At 61.0% G+C, this 20,277-nt stretch carries 21 protein-coding genes and 1 tRNA gene; 6 read left to right on the plus strand and 16 right to left on the minus strand.

Translation table 11 applies throughout. The features are described 5' to 3' along the window. Positions 1 to 36: 36 nt before the first annotated feature. Positions 37 to 3,810 (minus strand): phospholipase effector Tle1 domain-containing protein, encoded by a 3,774-nt coding sequence (locus tag DD235_RS12090; protein WP_109062358.1) that lies wholly within the window; start codon positions 3,808 to 3,810, stop codon positions 37 to 39. A gap of 99 nt (positions 3,811 to 3,909) precedes the next feature. Between DD235_RS12090 and DD235_RS12095 the strand changes: the two genes are divergently transcribed. Further along, positions 3,910 to 4,260, plus strand: coding sequence for a DUF1840 domain-containing protein (locus DD235_RS12095; RefSeq protein WP_109062359.1), 351 nt, complete (start codon positions 3,910 to 3,912; stop codon positions 4,258 to 4,260). 87 nt (positions 4,261 to 4,347) lie between these two features. Beyond that, positions 4,348 to 4,423, plus strand: a tRNA-Thr gene (locus DD235_RS12100). Here DD235_RS12100 and DD235_RS12105 read toward each other — a convergent pair. Beyond that, on the minus strand, positions 4,411 to 4,725 hold the full coding sequence (locus DD235_RS12105; protein ID WP_109062533.1) for a helix-turn-helix domain-containing protein: 315 nt from the start codon (positions 4,723 to 4,725) through the stop codon (positions 4,411 to 4,413). The two genes, DD235_RS12100 and DD235_RS12105, sit on opposite strands and share 13 nt — an antisense overlap. Positions 4,726 to 4,852: 127 nt before the next feature. Between DD235_RS12105 and DD235_RS12110 the strand changes: the two genes are divergently transcribed. Further along, positions 4,853 to 6,154, plus strand: coding sequence for a sensor domain-containing diguanylate cyclase (locus DD235_RS12110; protein ID WP_109062360.1), 1,302 nt, complete (start codon positions 4,853 to 4,855; stop codon positions 6,152 to 6,154). Here the strand turns inward: DD235_RS12110 and DD235_RS12115 are convergent, their stop codons facing one another. Beyond that, positions 6,155 to 8,359, minus strand: coding sequence for an IgaA/UmoB family intracellular growth attenuator (locus DD235_RS12115; protein WP_109062361.1), 2,205 nt, complete (start codon positions 8,357 to 8,359; stop codon positions 6,155 to 6,157). A gap of 199 nt (positions 8,360 to 8,558) precedes the next feature. Here DD235_RS12115 and DD235_RS12120 point away from each other — a divergent pair, with 199 nt between their 5' ends. Continuing rightward, positions 8,559 to 9,767, plus strand: coding sequence for a GGDEF domain-containing protein (locus DD235_RS12120; protein WP_109062362.1), 1,209 nt, complete (start codon positions 8,559 to 8,561; stop codon positions 9,765 to 9,767). Between the two features lie 97 nt (positions 9,768 to 9,864). On the opposite strand, the gene DD235_RS12125 is transcribed toward DD235_RS12120, so the two are convergent. From DD235_RS12125 to petA, 5 genes are all read right to left on the minus strand, one after another. Next, positions 9,865 to 10,317 carry a ClpXP protease specificity-enhancing factor gene (locus DD235_RS12125; RefSeq protein WP_109062363.1) on the minus strand — a complete coding sequence of 151 codons (453 nt, stop codon included), beginning with the start codon at positions 10,315 to 10,317 and terminating at the stop codon, positions 9,865 to 9,867. Between the two features lie 18 nt (positions 10,318 to 10,335). Then, positions 10,336 to 10,947, minus strand: a complete 612-nt coding sequence (locus tag DD235_RS12130) for a glutathione S-transferase N-terminal domain-containing protein (RefSeq protein ID WP_109062364.1) — start codon at positions 10,945 to 10,947, stop codon at positions 10,336 to 10,338. A gap of 115 nt (positions 10,948 to 11,062) precedes the next feature. Beyond that, positions 11,063 to 11,926, minus strand: a complete 864-nt coding sequence (locus tag DD235_RS12135; protein ID WP_109062365.1) for a cytochrome c1 — start codon at positions 11,924 to 11,926, stop codon at positions 11,063 to 11,065. A gap of 24 nt (positions 11,927 to 11,950) precedes the next feature. Beyond that, entirely contained in the window at positions 11,951 to 13,339 is a 1,389-nt protein-coding gene (locus DD235_RS12140) for a cytochrome b (RefSeq protein WP_109062366.1), read from the minus strand. A gap of 70 nt (positions 13,340 to 13,409) precedes the next feature. Continuing rightward, positions 13,410 to 14,066, minus strand: a complete 657-nt coding sequence (gene petA, locus DD235_RS12145; protein WP_109062367.1) for a ubiquinol-cytochrome c reductase iron-sulfur subunit — start codon at positions 14,064 to 14,066, stop codon at positions 13,410 to 13,412. Positions 14,067 to 14,283: 217 nt separating this feature from the next. On the opposite strand from petA, the gene mscL reads away from it, so the two are divergent. Next, positions 14,284 to 14,745 carry a large conductance mechanosensitive channel protein MscL gene (mscL, locus tag DD235_RS12150; protein WP_109062368.1) on the plus strand — a complete coding sequence of 154 codons (462 nt, stop codon included), beginning with the start codon at positions 14,284 to 14,286 and terminating at the stop codon, positions 14,743 to 14,745. 5 nt (positions 14,746 to 14,750) lie between these two features. Here the strand turns inward: mscL and DD235_RS12155 are convergent, their stop codons facing one another. After that, on the minus strand, positions 14,751 to 15,530 hold the full coding sequence (locus DD235_RS12155; RefSeq protein WP_109062369.1) for a Nif3-like dinuclear metal center hexameric protein: 780 nt from the start codon (positions 15,528 to 15,530) through the stop codon (positions 14,751 to 14,753). 36 nt (positions 15,531 to 15,566) lie between these two features. On the opposite strand from DD235_RS12155, the gene DD235_RS12160 reads away from it, so the two are divergent. Beyond that, the gene (locus tag DD235_RS12160; protein ID WP_109062370.1) at positions 15,567 to 16,703 is read left to right on the plus strand and encodes a S1C family serine protease; all 1,137 of its coding nucleotides are present in this window, start codon (positions 15,567 to 15,569) and stop codon (positions 16,701 to 16,703) included. Positions 16,704 to 16,728: 25 nt separating this feature from the next. Here the strand turns inward: DD235_RS12160 and tatC are convergent, their stop codons facing one another. From tatC to hisF, 7 genes are read right to left on the minus strand one after another with little or no spacing between them, the layout of a single operon-like run. Further along, on the minus strand, positions 16,729 to 17,496 hold the full coding sequence (gene tatC, locus DD235_RS12165; protein ID WP_109062371.1) for a twin-arginine translocase subunit TatC: 768 nt from the start codon (positions 17,494 to 17,496) through the stop codon (positions 16,729 to 16,731). After that, a complete protein-coding gene (gene tatB / locus DD235_RS12170) occupies positions 17,493 to 18,026 on the minus strand; it encodes a Sec-independent protein translocase protein TatB (protein WP_109062372.1) in 534 nt (177 codons plus the stop codon). Before tatB ends, tatC begins: the two co-directional genes overlap by 4 nt. A 14-nt stretch (positions 18,027 to 18,040) precedes the next feature. Next, positions 18,041 to 18,295: a Sec-independent protein translocase subunit TatA gene (gene tatA / locus DD235_RS12175; protein ID WP_109062373.1), complete on the minus strand. Its 255-nt coding sequence runs from the start codon at positions 18,293 to 18,295 to the stop codon at positions 18,041 to 18,043. Positions 18,296 to 18,323: 28 nt separating this feature from the next. Beyond that, positions 18,324 to 18,695: a histidine triad nucleotide-binding protein gene (locus DD235_RS12180; RefSeq protein WP_109062534.1), complete on the minus strand. Its 372-nt coding sequence runs from the start codon at positions 18,693 to 18,695 to the stop codon at positions 18,324 to 18,326. A gap of 18 nt (positions 18,696 to 18,713) precedes the next feature. Beyond that, entirely contained in the window at positions 18,714 to 19,043 is a 330-nt protein-coding gene (locus DD235_RS12185; protein WP_109062374.1) for a phosphoribosyl-ATP diphosphatase, read from the minus strand. Between the two features lie 7 nt (positions 19,044 to 19,050). Next, on the minus strand, positions 19,051 to 19,461 hold the full coding sequence (hisI, locus tag DD235_RS12190) for a phosphoribosyl-AMP cyclohydrolase (RefSeq protein WP_109062375.1): 411 nt from the start codon (positions 19,459 to 19,461) through the stop codon (positions 19,051 to 19,053). Positions 19,462 to 19,465: 4 nt separating this feature from the next. Further along, positions 19,466 to 20,260, minus strand: coding sequence for an imidazole glycerol phosphate synthase subunit HisF (gene hisF, locus DD235_RS12195; RefSeq protein WP_109062376.1), 795 nt, complete (start codon positions 20,258 to 20,260; stop codon positions 19,466 to 19,468). Positions 20,261 to 20,277 lie beyond the last annotated feature (17 nt).

A 20,277-nucleotide genomic window follows, 5' to 3' on the forward strand; every position in this document is an offset into this window, starting at 1 on the left:
GGAATCGGCTTGAAACAATGAGAGAAAACGCCAAGTTTACAGCGACCCGGTGGGCGATGCCATCTTGAAGCCCTGGGTCTCTTCAAGCCAGCGGCCATATTCCTCCATGTTCACGCTGCCGACATCGTTGCCACCAGCACTCTGCCATTCCGGTACCCGCTGGATGAAAGTCTCCAGCGCATCGCGGGCCCGGGCACCAAGCTGCTCATGCTGGGCCTGGGCATTCAGCCAGGCGGTATTAGGTGCATCCATCCTGCGGTCACCCTGGCGCAGGTAGGGCAACCGTTCGTCGTGCAGCGTGGGGTCTTCGACCTGGCGGTGTGCCCATGGCGTGGCAGCAAGCGCCAGGCCGCTGGCACGAGCCTGCCAGAGCATCCAGTTCAGGGCGACATCCGAGAGGTCTCCCTGCTGGGCGATCCGGGTGGATGTGTCGAGATAGCCGCCACCGATATCGCCATGGGCACCAAGAAACCCGGCCTCGACCAGGTTGGCCCCGACTTCGCCGGGACCGCGCAGTCCGGTCAGTGGAAACAGGGCACGCTGCTCGTGCAGGGCGACTGCGTGGGCAACCCATTGCCAGGCAGGGGAAATCGAAAAGTCGAACTCGGCATTGCGCGCACCGTTCAGGCCCATCTGGGCCACGCTGTCGAATAGGCCCATGAAGCGCAGGTCCACGCACAGACTGATCTGGCCCAGCGCCGGATCGTAGGCCTGGAAACGCCCCTGCTGTGTGTGTTCGGCAATCCTGTTGGCAAAGTGTCGTGCCAGGGCGGCTCCGCGCGAGAAACCGACCAAATCGATGGCAGTATAGTCATGGGTGGACTGGCGGGCATGCAGCGTCTGCAGCAGGCGGGTCCACTGGCGATCGATGATAGCGTGTGCCGAACTGGCGGCCAGCGCGTCATAGTCTGCTTTGCCGGGCTGGCCCGGGCCTGGAATGTAGAACGTGCTGCCATCCTGATAGAGTTGGCTCATGAGCCAGACGTTGGTGCGGGTGGAGGGGGCATTGCGGGTGCCGTCGAAGGCGAATAGCAGCAGGCCGAGCGGATCAGCGTGGCTGCGAAAACGCTGACCTGCGTAGCCGAAGGCGCTGTTGCCAGGTATCGGGCCGATCGGGTCCGGCTCCAGGTAGTGTCCGGCAGTCGGATCATAGGTGCGCAGGTAATTGTCATGCCAGCCGGTTTCGGGGTCGAACACCTGTCCGGGCTGCCGCAGTGGAAACGCATGGGCCAGCGTGGTGTCGGGCCGGGCGGCGTGGCCCAGAGCATCGGGCCTGATGTGCCAGACCGGTCGGGCCTGGGCATCGCTGATCATCAATGGCATGCCGATGGCATCGTTGTGGATAAAGTGCAGGTCTGTGGCTTCCTTTCCATAGTCAATCAGGGCGATGGGGATGCCCTGTGCGTACACATAGCGCTGGACCACCTTCCATGTACGGGATAGGCGTCCGCTGTCGGCTTCTCCTTGGGTAGCGGGTCGGGCCACGGCAGACAGGCGATGACCGTGGTAGAGATAGTGACTGTCCTGACCCTCTGCGCGTTTGAAAATGCGTACCCCCGAGGCATTGTGCAGATATTCTCCCAGGAGCGAGGCCGGCTTGCCGGCCGGTAGGCTGTCGACCATGACGCGTGTCAGCCTGCGTTGTGCCGAGTATTCAAGCTGGCGATTGCCGATGCGGGTGGGCAAGCCGCTGGCATCGCGCAGGATCGGTTCTGCCGACGTGGCCGATGTCGTGGCCAGAGCATTCTCGGCCTGCCCCCAGGCAACGTAGCGGCGTTCTGCCGCTGCATGGCCGGGTGCGGAGGCGGAGATGATCAGCCCGATCCGACCTTGTGCGTCATGGCCGTACATGCGCGCTGTGGTCTGTGCCTGCGCCGTCTGTAGCCACTCTGCCGACAGGCGACCGTGTCGATCCTGGCGCAGGTGCTGGATGAGGGGGGAGGCAGGGTTGCCGCTCGGCGGGCTGCTGATCAGGGTGCGCAGCTGGCCTTGTGCGGTGTCTCCTAGAGTGTGCCAGCCATTGCCATGGCGGTAGCCGGGCACCTGCGGCGAACTGTCGAGGACGCGCCGCAGGTGCCCGTCACGATCCAGCCAGTCTATCGATGCCAGCCTGCCTTGTTCAGACCATGTGTACAGCAGTTGGCCACCTTCTGGCAGCGCGTGGCGCAGCAACCGGCCTTCCGTATCGTGCTCGTAGTGTTCGCGATAGGACAGCGGCGCGACGCCCGGCAGCAGTGCCGGCCTGGAGATTCGCTGTTCGATGCGGCTACCGGCGTTCTGCCGGGTGATCTGCCATGATGTTGTTTCGTGAGGATGCTGCAGGCGTGCCGGATAGCCGTCGTGGTGCCAGTCCAGTCGGGTAGTGGTCCAGGTACCGCCTGCCTGGCGCACGTCGAATCCGGTCAGCCGCTGGGCATGGTCGTAGCGGTACCGCCATTCATCACCATTGGCAAAGCGGCGCAGCAGCATCCGAGCATCTGCAGACCTTTGCCAGGACTCCAGCCCGGTCACGTCGCTTTGCCAGCCGAGCAGCCTGCCATCTGGCGCATAGCGGATGTCGAGTCCTGGCCAGCCTGGAAGCGTACCGGATAGCCCTGTAATCGCCCCGGCAGCATTGCGTTGCAGGGACAGGTCAGCAATGTGGTCGATCCGGTTCTGGGCATCGTAGCCTATCGAGCCGATGGGGGCCGGGCACCCAGGGCATCCTGGACCCTGCGCATTGCGCAGTCGATAGCCTGCCGGGGTGACGCCGATCTCGAACCGGGTGCGTCCCCTGTGGCTGGTGACGATTGTCTGAAGCGTTTGATCTGTGTGATGTGGTGCGTTGGGTTGCAGATACTGCAACTCTATCCGCGATGCTGGATCGCCAGGGCGTTCGAAGGCGTTGGCGCGACCTGTGGCATCGTAGTGCCAGGTGCCGATGCGCAGCGACTGGTGGTCTTTGCCGATGGTGATGCCTGTCAGCAGATAAGGCACTTGTTCCAGGTTGCCGCTGGCTTCATGCTGATAGGTGCGGGTCATGCCATCGGGTCGTTGCAGCCCGGTCAGCCGCAGGTGGGCTCCTGGCGTATCGTGCTGGTAGCGCCATGGACCGTGCGGGGTATCTACCTGTGCCAGCCGTACGCCGTGTGGCGTGATTTCATAGTTGAAAGTGAGTCTCCGGCCGGCGGGGTCGGAGACACGCGCGATGGTATGTTGCAGGGGCCCTGCTGCAGCATGGCGCTGTATCTCCAGCCGGTTTTCTCCCTGCTCGATGCGGACCAGGTAGCCATCAAGGTTGAAGCTCAGGATATGGCCATCGGTCCAGTGCCAGCGCCATTCGGTTGCCGTCTGTTCAAGATGGCCTTGCCCAGCCTGCAATGCCAGGCAGGTGGGCCTGTCCTGGGTCAGGCTGGCGAATTCGATACGGCTGCCATCGGCCTGCACGATCTGTGGGCGATGGGGGATGCCGTACAGGCGGGTATCGTAGGAGAGACGCCAACTGCGACCCAATGGGGATGAGCGAGGGTCCGAGGAATTGTAATAACGGATCAGTTCCAGCCCCAGGGGACCTGGCTGCCGGGGCATGTCCGTTTCTTGCTGGTGCTTGTTGCCTGTCGCCAGATGAATCGGGTTGCCGGCTCCCAGGTTGAGGGTCGGCTCATGATCGTTCTGCAGTACGGACTGGCTATTGGGCTGGCACGGGTGACCCAGGCGCGAGGGGGCACACTGGAAGGGGGGGGATGATGTCTGGGCAGATGCCTGAATAGATATGGCAGACAAGGCATGGACGCAGTGCAGCAGGAAACGGGCAGGGAAACATGTGGCCACGGCGCGGCTCCGTAAAGGGACGCCTCATGGTGCCGGTTGGCAGGATGGCCGGACTGAGTTAGTGTATGTTTTTGACCATCCGGAAAAGTGACACCTCTTATGCTGATTACATTCAGATCCAAGGCTGGTGGCGATGTCCTGATGCTGGCGCAGCATGCCCAGCCGCTGTTGCAGGCCGCCGGCAAATCCGTGGCTGATGGCGTGCCCGAGCGGGGTGTCTGGACCGCTGCACAGCTTGATGCAGCCATCGCCGGCCTGGAGTCGGCCATTGCCGGTGCCGATGATCCGCATGCTGCACACAATCAGCAGGATGATCCGGATCAGCCGGTGCCTCATCCTGTCGAGCAACCTGTGGGGTTGCGCCAGCGTGCCTATCCGCTGTTGAATCTGATGCGACAGGCTCGTGAGGCAGAGACGGAAGTCGATTGGGAAACTGCCGCGCCCTGGTGATCAGGCCAGTGCAAATGCTGTCGAGACAGGTTAGAATAAAAGGCTTGCCATATTGTTCGTCAGGTTTTGCCTGATGCGGCAGGGCGGGCCGGTTTAGCTCAGTTGGTAGAGCAGCGCACTTGTAATGCGAAGGTCGGGGGTTCGACTCCTCTAACCGGCACCACACGGATTCGATGCAAAGGCCAGCCTTTTGGGGCTGGCCTTTTTCTTTACCTGTTCCTTGCGAACGGGGGTGGGCGGATCGCCATGTGGTATTGCGCCGAGCTGTTCGACCTGTGCAACCAGTTGGGCACCAGAGGTGTTCAGGGCATGCGCCAGGGCCAGGATGACACCCAGGGTGGGCAGGCGCAGTCCACGCTCCAGCATGGAGACGAAAGTCCGGTCTATGGCTGCCCTGTGTGCCAATTCTTCCTGCGATAGCCCACTGTCCATCCTGTGTGCCTTGAGCACACGGCCGAACTGCATCGCAAGAGGTTTGCCGGGGGCTTTGACCATACAGCTAGCATCGCTTTTGCTGTAGACTATTGTCTACGGACAATAGTCTACATAACGAAACAAGGCGCATCGGCTGCAACGCGCCACATCCCAGAGCATGAGACGCCTTTTCGCCTCCGGCACACGCGCCTTGCTGGCCTGGGGAGCCCGTGCGGGTGTCAAGCCCGCCTGTGGATCCGGCTGGCTGGATTCCGTCCTGCTAGGCATGACGGAGGGCATGCTTGCGCTGGATGCACAAGGGCGTGTGATACGGGTCAATCCTGCCGCCTGTGCAATGTTGGGTTACGAGGAAGCTGACTTGCTGGGTCTGGCGGGAGAGGCCCTTTTGCATGCTCCGCGCACCCGACAGTCGATGGCGTTGCGGGTGGGGGAGTACATGGGGCAGATCTGCGATGGGCAGGCCTGGCTGAAATGCAAGCATGGTGGTGCTCTGCCGGTATCGTGGCGCTACCAGCCTGCCTGGCAGGGGCATGAGTTGCTTGGCGGCGTGGTGTTGATGCGAAACCTGTCGCGTGACCGTGAAGAAGATGCACACCGGCGACTGTTGATTTCTGCGCTTGAGAACGTGGCCAACGGCGTCATCATTACGGATGCCAGGGCGCGGATAAAGTGGGTCAATGCTGCGTTTGAGCGCATGACCGGGTATTCCATGAGTGAAGCTGTCGGCCTGACGCCTGGACGGTTGCTCAATTCCGGAGCCCAGAGTCGTGTGTTCTACAAAAATATGTGGCGAACCATCCGCCAGGGCAAGGTCTGGCATGGCGAATTGCTCAATCGTCGCAAGGATGGCACGCTCTATCATGAAGAGCTGACCATCGCGCCGGTTCGTGAAGAGAATGGTCGCATCCTCCACTATGTGGGTGTCAAACAGAATGTCAGCAAGCGCAAGCACAACGAGCGCGAGATCCATTTCCAGGCACATCACGACCTGCTGACGGGGTTGGCCAATCGTCGTCGTCTCCAGCAGAAGCTTGATGAGTCCATCCCCTGCTGCAACGAGGGCCGCATGCTGGCCGTGCTGTTTCTGGATCTGGATCGTTTCAAACCGGTCAATGACCGATATGGTCATCATGTAGGGGATCAGCTGCTGGTCGCTGTGGCTGACCGGCTTCGAAGCTGCGTACGCGGTAGCGATCTGGTGGCCAGACTCGGGGGCGATGAGTTCGTGGTTCTGCTGGATACGATACAGGCAGCCGAACAGGCTGCCCGGGTGGGGCGCAAGATTCTGACGGCGTTGTCTCAGTCTTTGCTGCTGGAGGGGCGGGATGTCACGACATCGGCCAGCCTCGGGATCGCCTTGTGTCCGCACGATGGCACGGATGCAGCAACGTTACTGCATCGTGCGGATCAGGCCATGTATCGTGCCAAGGCGGCAGGGCGGGGGCGCGTCAGTTTCTGACTAGAAGAAAGTATTGGGTGCGCGGGCCGTCTGTTCATGCAACAGGGGCCCCAGCATGCGTTCCCGTTTGCGTGCAAGGATGAACTGCCAGGCCCAGAGCAATGCGAATACCAGCGTCAGGGCGAGTGCCAATGCCAGTGCTGCGGTGCGTATCAGGGCGGGCGGACGATCTTCGGCAGCCAGTGTGGCGTCGATATAGAGCACGGGCCGACCTAGATCATCTCCCTGCGTCACGACATGACCGCGAATGGCGAACGGCATGGCTCCATCAGGTTGCCATTGCATGTGAGCGAAGCGCAGCACGTCCAGCAGGTTGTCCTGGCGTACAGGGGGTTCCGGCAGGGCGCTATGAAGGCCTGGCCAGACGTGCAGCACGACGCCCTGGTTGCGATCGGTGCCGGCAATGGCGCGTAGTGGTGTACCGACTTGCGTCATGATGAGATTGGCACCCAGGTCACGCGTGGCCTGCTGGACGATGGACAATCCGTTGGCTGTCAGAATAGCGCCGTTGCCAGCGTGCGAGGCATAGTCGCGCAGCCCGTCCCAGGTTTTTGCTGTGCCTTCGGGCATATCCGTGATCAAAAGTTCGAGCAAGCTGTGCCGCAGCGCGGCGCATAGCGTCAGACGTGGAGAAACCTCCAGATCGAATGGGCATGCCTCGTCGATGCGGGCGAGCGTCTGATTCAGTCGGGTCAGATGGTATGGTGTCTGGCTGGCCGCACGACGCAGCGGTTGCCCTGCTTGTGCCAGCAAGGACAGCAGGCTGGAAACGGCGTGCGCTGGCCGTGCCTGCAACACGCTGCCGTCGTATAGCGAAACGGCCAGCGGTTCCAGTGCCGGCAGCGGTGTTGCTGCTTCATCGGTCCAGATCAGGCGCTGGCAGTCCAGCCCAAGCGGTTTGCCCGTGTCTTCCGGCCATAGCAGGCTGCAGCGTGCCTGGCCGGACAGGGCCAGCAGGTCGCCTTCGCCGGGGAGCGCCGCGCGCAGTTGTGTGGCGTCAGAATAGGCGACTTCCGTCTTGCCACCCAGCAGCGAACGACTCAAAGCCAGATCGCGCCCGGCCTCTTCGCCATTCATGATCCAGAGCATGACGATGGCGGCTGCGCTGGCCAACGATAGCGTCAGGAAGCGGCCCCAGTAATGCATGGGCAGACGCTGCAATTCTTCGTTGATCGACAGCTGGTTGTTCAGGCGCACGATCATCCGGTCTTCCACGCGCACGTCTGCATCCACCGTACCATCCAGGCGCAGATCGATGCCATGCCGGGTCCAGTGTTCGGGCAGGCTCACAGGGACACTGTCGCCGATGAACAGTTGCGAGGCAACGATGCTGCTGTTGTCCGGGTTGACCAGCCTGACGAGATTGGCTGGACCTCTGACACGGTTGACCTTCTGTGGCGTGGGATGGCGACGACTGCGTGCAATCCAGCGCCAGAGCGCCAGGGCTGCGCAGAGTCCGGCACCGGCCAGCCAGGCGGTGCGGGTGGCTGGCTCCTCTACATTGCCGGCAATGCCCAGGCACAGGAACATGCCGAACAACAGCGTGCTGGCCAGCAGACCGAAACCCAGACCGGTACGAAAACGTGCCTCATCCGGTGTTTCGTCGCGCTGGGAGATGAGTTGTGAGGCGCTAGCGGAGGTGGCAGCATCGCTGTCTGCCGTGCCGGACGTTGGGGTGGCATGGTCTGCGGAGCCTGAAGACAGGGCCTCGCCATGCTGCCATTTCTGCTCGAGCCGCTCCCTTTCGTCGCTGCGGGCCTTGCCGCCGGACAGATCAAATGCCTCGTTCAGGCGGATCACGATGGCAAAGCTGTCCGTCAGTACGACTTCAGCGGCATTGTGCTCCTGCAGGAAGTCGATGGCATCGTGTGGCAGCACCACATCCAGCCCGCCGAGCGTGTCATGCATGATGGTCTGGCCTTCGCCGCTCGAGTATCCGTGACGAATATGCGAACCTTCGAGGCGATAGACCCGATCGTCACGCAGACGAGCTGTCGATTTGGGTTTGGCCGGATGGATCAGGAAGGGCTGAATCAGCGGTTTTTCTTCTGCCGTCAGGGTGCGTATCGGCTGGCTGCGCTCGAGAAAGTCTTTGAAGGTGTGTTTGTCGGTACGACGACGACTACGATAGATAGCGTAATTGTAAATGGAGTAAACCAGGACAAAAATCAGCAGTCCAAGTTTCAGAATCAGCAAGGTATCCATGTCGGCATTTTTTTGGCGTGACGAACAGACGATAGTATCAAAATTGCAAAAATTGACGTGCCATACCTAATGTTGCCAACAAACAAGTGACGAGGACGAGATACAATTGAAAATGTTTGCGTTTGTTGCCATCTGCGTAGGGATACTGCTTGGTGGCGTTGCCGGACCACGCCTTTTCCTAGGTACCGCTTCCTGACTTATGGCATTCCTGAAACAGCTTTGGAATTACATCCTGCAAAATATCGTTGCGCCCACCCGGCCGTCCAGCAGCCAGGTGTGGGAGCTGGTCATGCCGTTTGGCCGCTCGCCGTCTATTCGGCGTCACGCGGCTTCGGTCATCGTGGCCCGCGTGCAGTTGATTTGCCTGGTATTTGCCGTACTGGTGCCGCTCTGTTCGATCATCGATTTCCTGGTCTTCGGATGGGATACTGCGATCAAACTGACGGTGTTGCGCCTGATTGCGAGCGCCATTTTTGCGATGTTGGCCTGGCCGCGCGATATCTCGGTGCGTCGTCCCTATGTCCAGGCGCTGGTCATGCTGTCGATCATGCTCATGGTGCCCTCGCTCTTCTACCTGATGGCGATGATGCTGGTCGATATCCATTACCTGACCGCCACGCAGCGCCTGGTGTTGCAGCTTTATGCCTTCATGCCCAGTATCGTGCTGGGCGGGCTGGCCATTTTTCCGTTGTCTGCGCTTGAGATCCTGCTGTTTGCCTGCCCGATCCTGGGTGTTGCCCTTGTCGGCATGAGCCTTTCGGGGGGGGATCTGTCGCTGGCCCAGCATGGTGCCGCGCTCTGGTTCATGTGCATGATGACGGGTGTGGCGATGTTCTCGGGCATGACCCAGTCCCACTACATGGAGCGGCTGGTGCATCGTGCCATGACGGACCAGCTCACCGGGGCGCAGACCCGGCGCTCCGGCGTCGAGGCGCTGGAGCGTATGTTCATGATGGCCGAGTCTTCGGACAAGCCCCTGGCGCTGGCTTTTTTCGATATCGATCACTTCAAGGCCATCAATGACGGTTTTGGTCATGAGGCTGGCGACGTGGTGCTGGTGGAGTTTGCCACGCGCCTGCGCAGCAGCTTGCGTAGTGGTGACATGTTGATTCGCTGGGGTGGGGAAGAATTCGTCGTGGCGCTGCCGGACATGAGTGCCGACAAGCTGACCATTTTCCTGGAGCGCCTGCGGGTGGCCGGCATGGGCTTGCGTGCCGACGGGCAACCCCTGACGGCCTCCATCGGTATGGCTGAGCGCGAGCAGGACAAGGCGCAGGACTGGCAAGAACTGGTTGATCGCGCCGACCAGCGCATGTATTTGGCGAAGCGCTCCGGACGGGCCTGTGCTGTCCTGCCGGGGCAGGAAATCGTACCGATGCCGATGCCGCTGACGGCCGACGCTTCCTGATCCTGATTTGAGACTGGACGCACGCCGTCCGATGGGCATGAAAAAGGCCGTTCAATTTCTTGAGCGGCCTTTTTTTGCAAGTATTGCGCGGGCAGGATTACTTGACGACAGTCAGGTGGCTGCGTTTGCCGGCAATGTCACTGCCGGGTTGCTCTGCGGCCTCTGAGGCTGCAGAGGCATCGGTCAATGCGGGCGATGGGTCATGCATGGCTGCTTCGCCTTCTTCTGCCACGGCAGGCTCCTCAACCTCGAAACCCATGCCTTCGCCCGTTTCGCGCGAATAGATGGCGATGACCGAACCGACCGGTACCGAGACGCGCTCGGTCCGGCCGTTGAAGCGGGCCTCGAATTCGACGTACTCATTGCCCAGCAACAGCTTGTTGGTGGCCAGCGCACTGATGTTGAGCGTGATCTGTCCGTCGCGCACATGGCCTTGCGGCACCAGGGTGCGGTCATTGACCTGAACCACGATGTACGGCGTGTAGCCGCTGTCGGTGCACCATTCGTGCAGGGCACGGATCAGGTACGGCTTGGTGGAAATGTCACCCATGGCATCGCTCTCCCTGCATCAGCGGCGCATGATCTTCTCGGACGGGGTCAGCGCCTCGATGTAGGCCGGGCGCGAGAAGATACGCTCTGCATACTTTTGCAGCGGAGCAGCATTGCGCGGCAATTCGATACCGTAGTGGTTCAGGCGCCAGAGCAACGGCGCGATGGCCACGTCGAGCATGGAGAATTCTTCACCCAGCATGAACTTGTTCTTGACCATGTTGGGCGCAAACATCGTCAGGTTGTCGCGGATGGCGACACGGGCCTGGTCCTTTTGCTTCTGGTCGTATTGACCCAGGCGATCCTCGAGGATGGCGACGTGCACGAACAGCTCGCGCTCGAAGTGATAGAGCAGCAGGCGCGTGCGGGCGCGCATGATGGGATCTGCCGGCATCAACTGGGGATGCGGGAAGCGTTCATCGATGTATTCGTTGATGATGTTGGATTCGTACAGGACCAGTTCCCGTTCGGTCAGGATGGGTACCTGGCCGTATGGGTTCATTGTGGCGATATCCTCGGGCTTGTTGTAGAGGTCGATATCGCGGATTTCGAAATCCATGCCCTTTTCGAACAGTACAAAACGGCAGCGTTGTGAAAAGGGGCAGGTGGTGCCGGAATAGAGAACCATCATGGCAGGCGTTCCAGTCCTTGAAAATAACTAAAGGCCAGCGCGGACGCTGCCGCGCTGGCCCGGGCGCCGAATCCGGCATGATTTGCACGGATATACGGCGGGGCTATCTTATATATTACCTCACGTCCTTCCAGAATGCCGCATTGAGACGGTATGCGACGAACAGGAAGATGAACAGGAACAGCATGACCCAGATGCCGATCAGCTTGCGATCCTGCTGTACGGGCTCGGACATCCAGGCCAGGAAGGCCGTCAGATCAGCCACGTCCATGTCGAAGGCGGCATCCTTTTCAGGATTCAGCGAGGTGAACTTGGCATCGAACGATGCGTGTGCTTCGCCCTGCAGGGTTTCCTTCTGGCTGGTGGCGTAACCATCCTGGTCGTAGGTGACCGTGACACGCTCCCAGACCTTGGGGGCCTCGGGGTTGGCCGGATCGCTGCTGACCTGATGAACGGTGGTGGTCGTGAGCGTGCGCGGGCCCTGGACATCCCACATCACGTGGGGCATACCCACGCTCGGGAAGACCAGATTGTCCCAGCCGGTGGCCTTGCTGGTGTCGCGATAGAACGTGCGCAGGTAGGTGTAGATGTAGTCTGCACCGCTGGGGCCGGCATTGGTCGACTTGGCACGGGCGATCACCGACAGGTCGGGCGGGGTCGTGCCCAGCCAGGCCTTGGCGTCCTTCGGGCTCATGGCGATATCCATCATGTCGCCCACGCCTTCGCCGGTGAACAGCAGGCTGTTCTTGATCTGCTCTTCGGTCAGGCCGATTTGCAGCAGCTTGTTGTAGCGCACGGCGCTGGCGCTGTGACAGCTCAGACAGTAGTTGACGAAGATTTTCGCGCCGTTTTGCAGCGCACCCAGGTCGGTAACCGGCTTGGGGGCGCTTTCAAGCGGGTAGCCCGCATCGGCCGCATGCACGACGGCCGTCCCGCAACTCAGTACCAGGGCCAATGCGCCAAATAGCTTCTTGATCATGATAAGTCCGTAAAAATGATTGGCTCAATGGTGGGGTCGGAAATTGACGCGCTGGGGGACGGGCTTGAATGTGCCCATCGTGCTCCAGTACGGCATCAGCAGGAAGAACGCCAGGTAGATGACGGTCCCGATTTGCGACAGCAGATTGAACAGGTCGGACGGAGCTTGCGTGCCCAGGTAACCCAGGATCACGAAGTTGATCATGAAGATGCCATACAGAATCTTGTGCCAGCCCGGACGGTAGCGGATCGACTTGACCGGCGAGTGATCGAGCCAGGGCAGGAAGGCCAGCATCACCACTGTGCCGCCCATCACGATCACGCCCCAGAACTTGGCGTCGAACAGGCGCAGGCCCACGGCCACGCCAGCCAGCACGGCCAGCAGTACCAGGCGCAGCGTCGGATTGATGCCCTTGGCACGGATGACCGGGATCATGCCCAGCACTGCAAACAGCAGCAGCACCCAGGTGAACTGGTCGGTGGTGGCACGCAGCATCGAATAGAACGGCGTGAAATACCAGACCGGGGCAATGTGCGGCGGCGTCTTGAGCGGATCGGCCGGGATGAAGTTGTTGTATTCCAGGAAGTAGCCGCCCATTTCAGGGGCAAAGAAGACAATCGCGAAGAAGACGATCAGGAAGCCGGCCACGCCCAGGATGTCGTGCACCGTGTAGTAGGGATGGAACGGAATGCCGTCGGCGGGACGACCGTACTTGTCCTTGACCTTCTTGATTTCGATGCCGTCGGGGTTGTTGGAACCCACTTCGTGCAGGGCGATGATGTGGGCCACGATCAGGCCGATCAGCACCAGCGGCACGGCGATCACGTGCAGCGAGAAGAAGCGGTTGAGCGTGGCATCGCCCACGACGTAGTCGCCGCGGATCCAGATCGACAGCTCGGGTCCGATGAACGGGATGGCGGCGAACAGGTTGATGATCACCTGGGCACCCCAGTAAGACATCTGGCCCCAGGGCAGCAGGTAGCCCATGAAGGCTTCGGCCATCAGACAGAGGAAAATCGCCACACCGAAGATCCACACCAGCTCACGAGGCTTGCGGTAGGAACCGTACAGCAGGCCGCGCAGCATGTGCAGGTAGACCACCACGAAGAACATCGAGGCACCGGTCGAGTGCATGTAGCGGACCAGCCAGCCCCACGGCACTTCGCGCATGATGTATTCGACGGACATGAAGGCACGAGCGGCGTCCGGCTTGTAGTGCATGACCAGGAAAATCCCGGTCACGATCTGGATGACCAGCACCAGCATGGCCAATGAGCCGAACCAGTACCAGAAATTGAAATTCTTGGGCGCGTAGTACTCGGTGACATGCGCCCGCATGGTCGCTGTGAGGGGGAATCGCCTATCGATCCACCCCAGCAGGCCTGTCGTTTCGACGGTTTTTTCGCCAGCCATGAAACGGCTCCTTCAACTGTTCTCTAAATGAATATCGTGTGGATGCGCGAAGCACATCCGACCCTGACCGTTATGCCTTGTTGTCCTCATCAACGCCGACGATGATGCGCGTGGCGGTGAGGTACTTGTAAGGCGGCACTTCCAGGTTGTCCGGTGCCGGCTTGTTCTTGAACACGCGGCCGGCCATGTCGAAGGTCGAGCCGTGGCAGGGGCAGAGGAAGCCGCCTTCCCAGTTGGCAGGCAGGCTGGGCTGCGGGCCGGTGGCAAAACGGGGGGTAGGAGAACAGCCCAGGTGCGTGCAGATACCGACCACGACCAGGAAATCCTTGTGATCGTCGTAAGAACGCCATTCGTTCTGGGCGTATTGCGGCGTAGGATATTCACCTGTACGCAGCGAGTCCGGATCGGCCAGTTCGTTGGTGTCGGTGGCCAGCGAGGCCATCTGCTCGGCAGTGCGACGGATGATCCAGACGGGCTTGCCGCGCCATTCGACCGTACGCATTTCACCGGGAACCATATCGCCGATTTCGACCTCGACCGGGGCTCCGGCTGCGCGGGCCTTGTCGGAGGGCGCGAATGTGCTGACAAAGGGAACGGCAGTAGCTACGCCAGCCGCACCTCCGAGCGCACAGGTGATGCCAACCCAGGTGCGACGCGAGGGATCGGGTGGCAGGTTGGGGTCGATTGCACCTTCGTCGTCGTCGAGCACTATCGTATCGTGACTCATCTTGCTGATTTCCCTTTTCGGAATCGGTAGTGACAAAATCACATATATATACCCGATAGCGGGCCAGGTCCTATGTGATCTAGCGCAAAGAAACGTGATCTAGCGCAAAGAAATCCGCTTTCCCATGTTATTAATATGGTTATTTGGGAGAGCCATTGCCAGCGCCGCGTATTATAGCGCCTGTCTATTGTAGGGCTTCTTTTGAGCGAGGGAAGATATGAGCAAGAAAACCGGATTTCTCCATGAGTTTCGTGAGTTCGCCGTCCGTGGCAGCGTCGTTGATCTGGCTGTAGGCGTGATCGTGGGGGCGGCGTTCGGCAAGATCGTCGATTCCCTGGTCAAGGATATCGTCATGCCCGTGATCAACTTCATTCTGGGCGGCTCGGTCGATTTTGCCAACAAGTTCATTACCCTGCGCGTACCGGAGGGCTACGCGGGTGGCCAGACTTATACCGAGCTGGTCGATGCCGGTGCCATCGTGCTGGGATGGGGCAACTTTCTGACCATTCTGATCAACTTCGTCCTGCTGGCGTTCGTGGTGTTCTGGATGGTCAAGCTGATCAATATGGCGCGTCGCAGCGCCGAGCAGGAAGTTCCGGCAGAGCCCGAGGCTCCGCCTGCACCGAGCGAAGACGTAGTGCTGCTGCGTGACATTCGGGATCTGCTCAAGAACAAGTAGGCGCGTCAGACTGGATTGTCGATATCCAGGAACTCAACCTCGATGCCGAATCGTTCGGCGATGGCCTGACCGAGGGCCTCCACGCCATAGCGTTCAGTGGCGTGATGGCCTGCGCCGATGAAGGCGGTGCCCGTTTCGCGTGCCAAGTGCGTATTGTGCTCCGAGGCTTCTCCAGTGATGTAGATGGTGGCACCGGCATCAAGCGCGGCCTGCATCATGCCCTGCGCACCTCCGGTGCACCAGGCGATGCGGCTGACCGGCTGGCCGGGATCGCCAACGACCAGGGGCTCACGGCCCAGCCGTGCCGCAATGCGCGCCTGCAGTTCGGACAGTGTGGCGATGTTGGGTGCATGCCCCAGCCAGATGAGGTTGTCGGGGCCGCAAGTGGCCGGGGCTTGCGTGCCGGGTCGGTACTCTGGCTCGAAACCGAGTACACGCGCCAACTGGGCGTTGTTGCCCAGCACGGGATGAGCATCCAGCGGCAGGTGATAGGCGATCAGGTTGAGGTCATGCGCCAGCGTCAGTGCCAGCCGGGTGCGCTTGATGCCCCTGATGCGGGCGTCTTCGTTGCGCCAGAACCAGCCATGATGGACCAGCACGGCATCGGCGTCGCGTTCGATGGCGGCACGCAGCAAGGCCTCGGAGGCCGTGACGCCGCTGACGATGCGGCGTATAGTCGGCCTGCCTTCGACCTGGAGGCCGATCGGACAGTAATCGCGAAACAGGTGAATCTGCAGCAGTTCGTCCAGCCAGGCAGTCAGGTCCTTGGTTTCAATTGTGCTCATCTTCTGTCAATCCGGTATGAAAATTGGTGATTCCTGATGCGGCGGTTATGGTTGATCTTTGCCCAGGCTGTCACCTTGACCCTGGGTATTCTATTCGTTTTGGGGCTGCTGCGGCCCGGTGCGTCGGATGAGGCCAGTGGACGTGTGTCGCCTCAGGCGGCATCGGCCTCGTATGCCGATGCCGTGGCGCGTGCCGCACCAGCGGTCGTCAATGTGTACAGCCAGAAACGGGTGCGGGTGCCATTGCTGACATTGCCCGAGGGATCGCCGCTGCAGGATTTGCTGGGGCAGTTGCCCGGGCTGCCCCAGGGTGAGGAGGACAGCACCAGCCTTGGGTCGGGCGTGCTGATCGGCAAGGATGGGCACGTTCTGACCAATTATCACGTGATTGAAGCGGCGGATGAAATTGCCGTGATGCTGGTCGATGGGCGCGAGGTCAATGCCACGCTGGTCGGTGCAGACCCGGATACGGATCTGGCGATATTGCACATCGATGCCAGAGGGATCGAGGGCATGGATCCGGCGCATCAGTTCCGCACAGAAGGCGTGCGGGTCGGGGACGTCGTGCTGGCCATCGGCAATCCGTTTGGTGTGGGGCAGACGACGTCGCTGGGTATCGTATCGGCACTGGGGCGCGACCGGCTGGGCATCAATACCTATGAAAATTTCATCCAGACCGATGCGGCCATCAACCCGGGTAGCTCGGGTGGTGCACTGATCGATGCCGAAGGCAAGCTGGTGGGCATCAATACGGCGATCTTTTCCCGCACGGGTGGGTCACTGGGCATTGGCTTTGCGATTCCTGCGGCAACGGTCAGGCAGGTCATGGAGCAGTTGCTCAAGAAGGGCGTGGTGCAACGGGGCTGGCTGGGTATCGAACCGCAGGACATGACGCCCGATCTGGCTCAGGCTTTTGGATTGACACAGTCTCAGGGCGTGCTGGTAGCAGCTGTGCTGCGTGACGGTCCTGCTCATCGCGGCGGGTTGCGCCCGGGCGATATCGTCAATGCATTCAATCGCCAACAGGTACGGGATACCCTGCACCTGCTCAACCTGATCGCCTCGCAGGTGCCCGGTGCCACGGTTGAACTGGATGTGCTGCGTGAAGGCACGGCACAGACGCTGAAAGTGGTGGCAGGCCAGCGCCCGGGACTACCGACGGCTGGTCGATAGCGGGCGGGTACTGCACAGCAAGGCCTTATGGCGTGACGTCGGTACTCTCGCTGCTACGGTCGGCTCGTGGCTGGACAGCCCTGCCCACCAGGATGCCGACTTCGTACAGCAGGCACAGCGGGACGGCCAGCATGAACTGGCTGACCACATCCGGTGGTGTCACGACGGCTGCGATGATGAAAGCGCCCACAATGACGTAGCCGCGCGCCGATTTGAGCTTTTCAATGGTGACCAGTCCGGTGCGAATCAGCAGCACGACAGCGACCGGCACCTCGAACGTGATGCCGAATGCCAGGAACATCGTGATGACGAAATTCAGATAGGCTTCGATGTCAGGTGCCGGCGTGATTGATTGCGGCGCAAAGGTCGCAATGAAGTGGAAGACAGTACGGAATACGAAGAAATAGCAGAAGGCCATGCCGGCCAGGAACAGCAGCGTGCTCGAGACGATCAGCGGCAGGGCCAGCTTCTGTTCATGCCGATACAGGCCGGGGGCCACGAAGGCCCAGGCCTGATACAGCACCACGGGCAGGCTGAGCACGAAGGCTGCCATCATGGTGATCTTGACGGGTACCATGAATGGCGTGATGACCCCGGTAGCGATCATGCGCGTGCCTTCCGGGAGTGCGGCCAGCATCGGTTGCGCCAGGATGTCGTAGATGGCCGAGGCACCGGGCCAGAGGAACAGGAGCACGAAAAAGCCCAGGACGGCTGCGGCAGCGCGCAGCAACCGTGACCGCAGCTCGATCAGGTGCGAGATGAAGCTGTCTTCCTGGTGTTCCTGCGTATTCATGGCTGGCGGGTCGTATCTTGGGCTGGTGCAGCCGGGCTGGACGCGTGCGTGTCGGCAGGTGCAGGCGGCGTGGCAGCAGCGGAGGCGGCGGGTTCTGTTGCAGGCACGGCCTCGGTGGCTTGGGCCACACCGTGTTGCGGTGCCGCTGTTGTGGTGGCAGCCGGTTCTGCTGTGCCGGTGGGCGTGTTGGCAGGTGCCGTGCTGGCCTGGTTCAGGCTGGCGGTCGTCTTCTGCTCGATTTCATGGAATTCCCGCGCCATCTGATTGACGGGGTCGGCAATCGACTTGCTGACGTTGTCGATGGAGCCGCGTACATCGCTGGCGGCGCTTTCCATGTCCTGCTTGAACTTCTTGAGGTCGTCGAGCTCGATTTCCTTGCGGATATCGGTCTTGACGTCGTTGACGTAGCGCTGCGCACGCCCCAGCAGGTGGCCGATGGTACGGGCCACCTTGGGCAGCTTTTCAGGGCCGATGACGATCAGCGCAATGATGCCGATCACCATCAGTTCGGTGAAACTGATGTCGAACATGATGGTTCAGCCGGTCAGTCGGCTTTTTCGCGTGCCTGCACGTCGATGGTCTCGCCTTGTGGCTTGGCTGCGGTGTTCTGCAGGGGGGCTGCCGCAGCAGGTTCCTGTTGCTCGGCCTGTGCAGGCGTTTCGGCTTCCTTCATGCCTTCCTTGAAGCCCTTGACGGCACCGCCGAGGTCGCTGCCGATGTTGCGCAGTTTCTTGGTGCCGAACACCAATGCCACGATCAGCAGAACGATCAACCAGTGCCAGATGCTAAAGCTACCCATAATGTTTCTCCGTTGGGGTCGTGTCGGTTCAGGCGTTCATCCGGGCGCCCAGCCCGGTCCAGGGGCGTTCTCCGCCCAGGATATGGAAATGCAGATGACCGACTTCCTGGCCGCCGTCGCGTCCGGCGTTGGTAATCAGCCGGAACCCGCCGTCAGGGCCGGGGCGGCAACCACTGTCAAGCGCCAGCTTGGGCACCAGCGCCATCATTCTACCCAACCATCCGGCATCTTCGGCCACGATGTCCTGCAACGAGGTGACATGGCGTTTGGGAATCAGCAGCACATGCACCGGCGCGGCGGGATTGATGTCGTGAAATGCCAGAAAGTCATCGTCTTCATGCACTTTCCGGGCGGGAATCTCGCCTGAGATGATTTTACAGAACAGGCAGTTGTCGTGAATATGCGAAGGATCAAACAATTATGCACTCCTTGAGGCTTTTTCCTGCAGGCCGGACAACCCTTCGCGTCGCGCCAGTTCGGCCAGGATCTCTTCGGGCCGGATGTGGTGATGGGTGAGGGCCACCAAGCAATGAAACCACAGATCGGCGGTTTCGTACACAATCTGCTCGCGCTCGCCATCCTTGGATGCCATCACGAGTTCGGTGGCTTCCTCGCCGATTTTCTTGAGGAAGGCATCGGGAGCCTTGGCCAGCAGCTTGGCCACGTAGGAGGTGGACGGGTCGCCGCCGTTTTCGGGCAGCCGGGTTTCCAGGGTGTCGGCGATACGTGCCAGAATGGTGTCGTTCATGTGGGGCTCAGCGGTAGATGTGCTCGGGGTCCTTGAGCACGCCATCGGTCACGGTCCAGGCGGCTGTTCCTGCCTCGCCCTGCAACTGGCGGTAGAAGCAGCTTTCGCGCCCGGTATGGCAGGCAATGCCACCAACCTGTTCTACGGTCAGCAGAACGACATCGCCGTCGCAGTCGAGACGGATGTCGTGCAGTTGCTGTACATGGCCGGACTCTTCGCCCTTGCTCCACAGGCGGGAGCGGGAGCGCGACCAGTACACGGCCCGGCGCAGGCGCACCGTTTCCAGCAGCGCTTCGCGGTTCATCCAGGCGAACATCAGGATGCGACCGCTGTGGCGGTCCTGGGCGATGGCGGGCAACAGACCCTGTTCATCGAAACTGACTTCATCAAGCCAGGCGGGAGTGGATGCGTCGGTCATGGTGTCAGATCCTGACTGGAATGCCTTGTTCGGCCATGAAGGCCTTGGCTTGCCCGATGGTGTATTCGCCATAGTGGAAAATGCTGGCCGCCAGTACGGCACTGGCTCCACCCTGGGTCACGCCGTCGGCCAGGTGCTGCAGGGTGCCGACACCACCCGAGGCGATTACGGGTACCGGGACGGCATCGGCCACGGCGCGGGTGAGTTCGAGATCGAAACCCTGCTTGGTGCCATCGCGGTCCATGCTGGTCAGCAGAATCTCGCCGGCACCCAGCGCGGCGACACGACTTGCCCATTCGAGTGCATCCAGGCCGCTGGAGCGTCGTCCGCCATGGGTGAACACTTCCCAGCGTGGCGTCTCGCCAGGACTGGAAACACGCCGTGCGTCGATGGCGACGACGATGCATTGCGAGCCGTGGTAGCCGGCGGTGGCTTCGACCAGGCCGGGATTGGCGATCGCGGCGCTGTTGATGGAAACCTTGTCGGCACCGGCATTGAGCAGGCGCTGTACGTCCTGGGGCTGGCGGACGCCGCCACCCACGGTCAGCGGGATGAAGACCTGTGAGGCGACCTGCTCGATGATAGGCAGAATCAGATCGCGATCATCACTGGTGGCCGTGATGTCGAGAAAGGTCAGTTCGTCGGCACCCTGTTCGTTGTAGCGACGGGCGATCTCGACCGGATCGCCGGCATCGACCAGATTGACGAAGTTGATGCCCTTGACGACGCGACCGGCGGTCACGTCGAGGCAGGGAATGATGCGGCGCGTCAGGCCACTGAGTGTGCGGTCGTCATTCATGCCGGGCGGCCTGCGGC

Origin of the sequence: Corticimicrobacter populi, assembly GCF_003123725.1 — a bacterium.
In the GTDB taxonomy this organism is placed as follows: domain Bacteria; phylum Pseudomonadota; class Gammaproteobacteria; order Burkholderiales; family Burkholderiaceae_B; genus Corticimicrobacter; species Corticimicrobacter populi.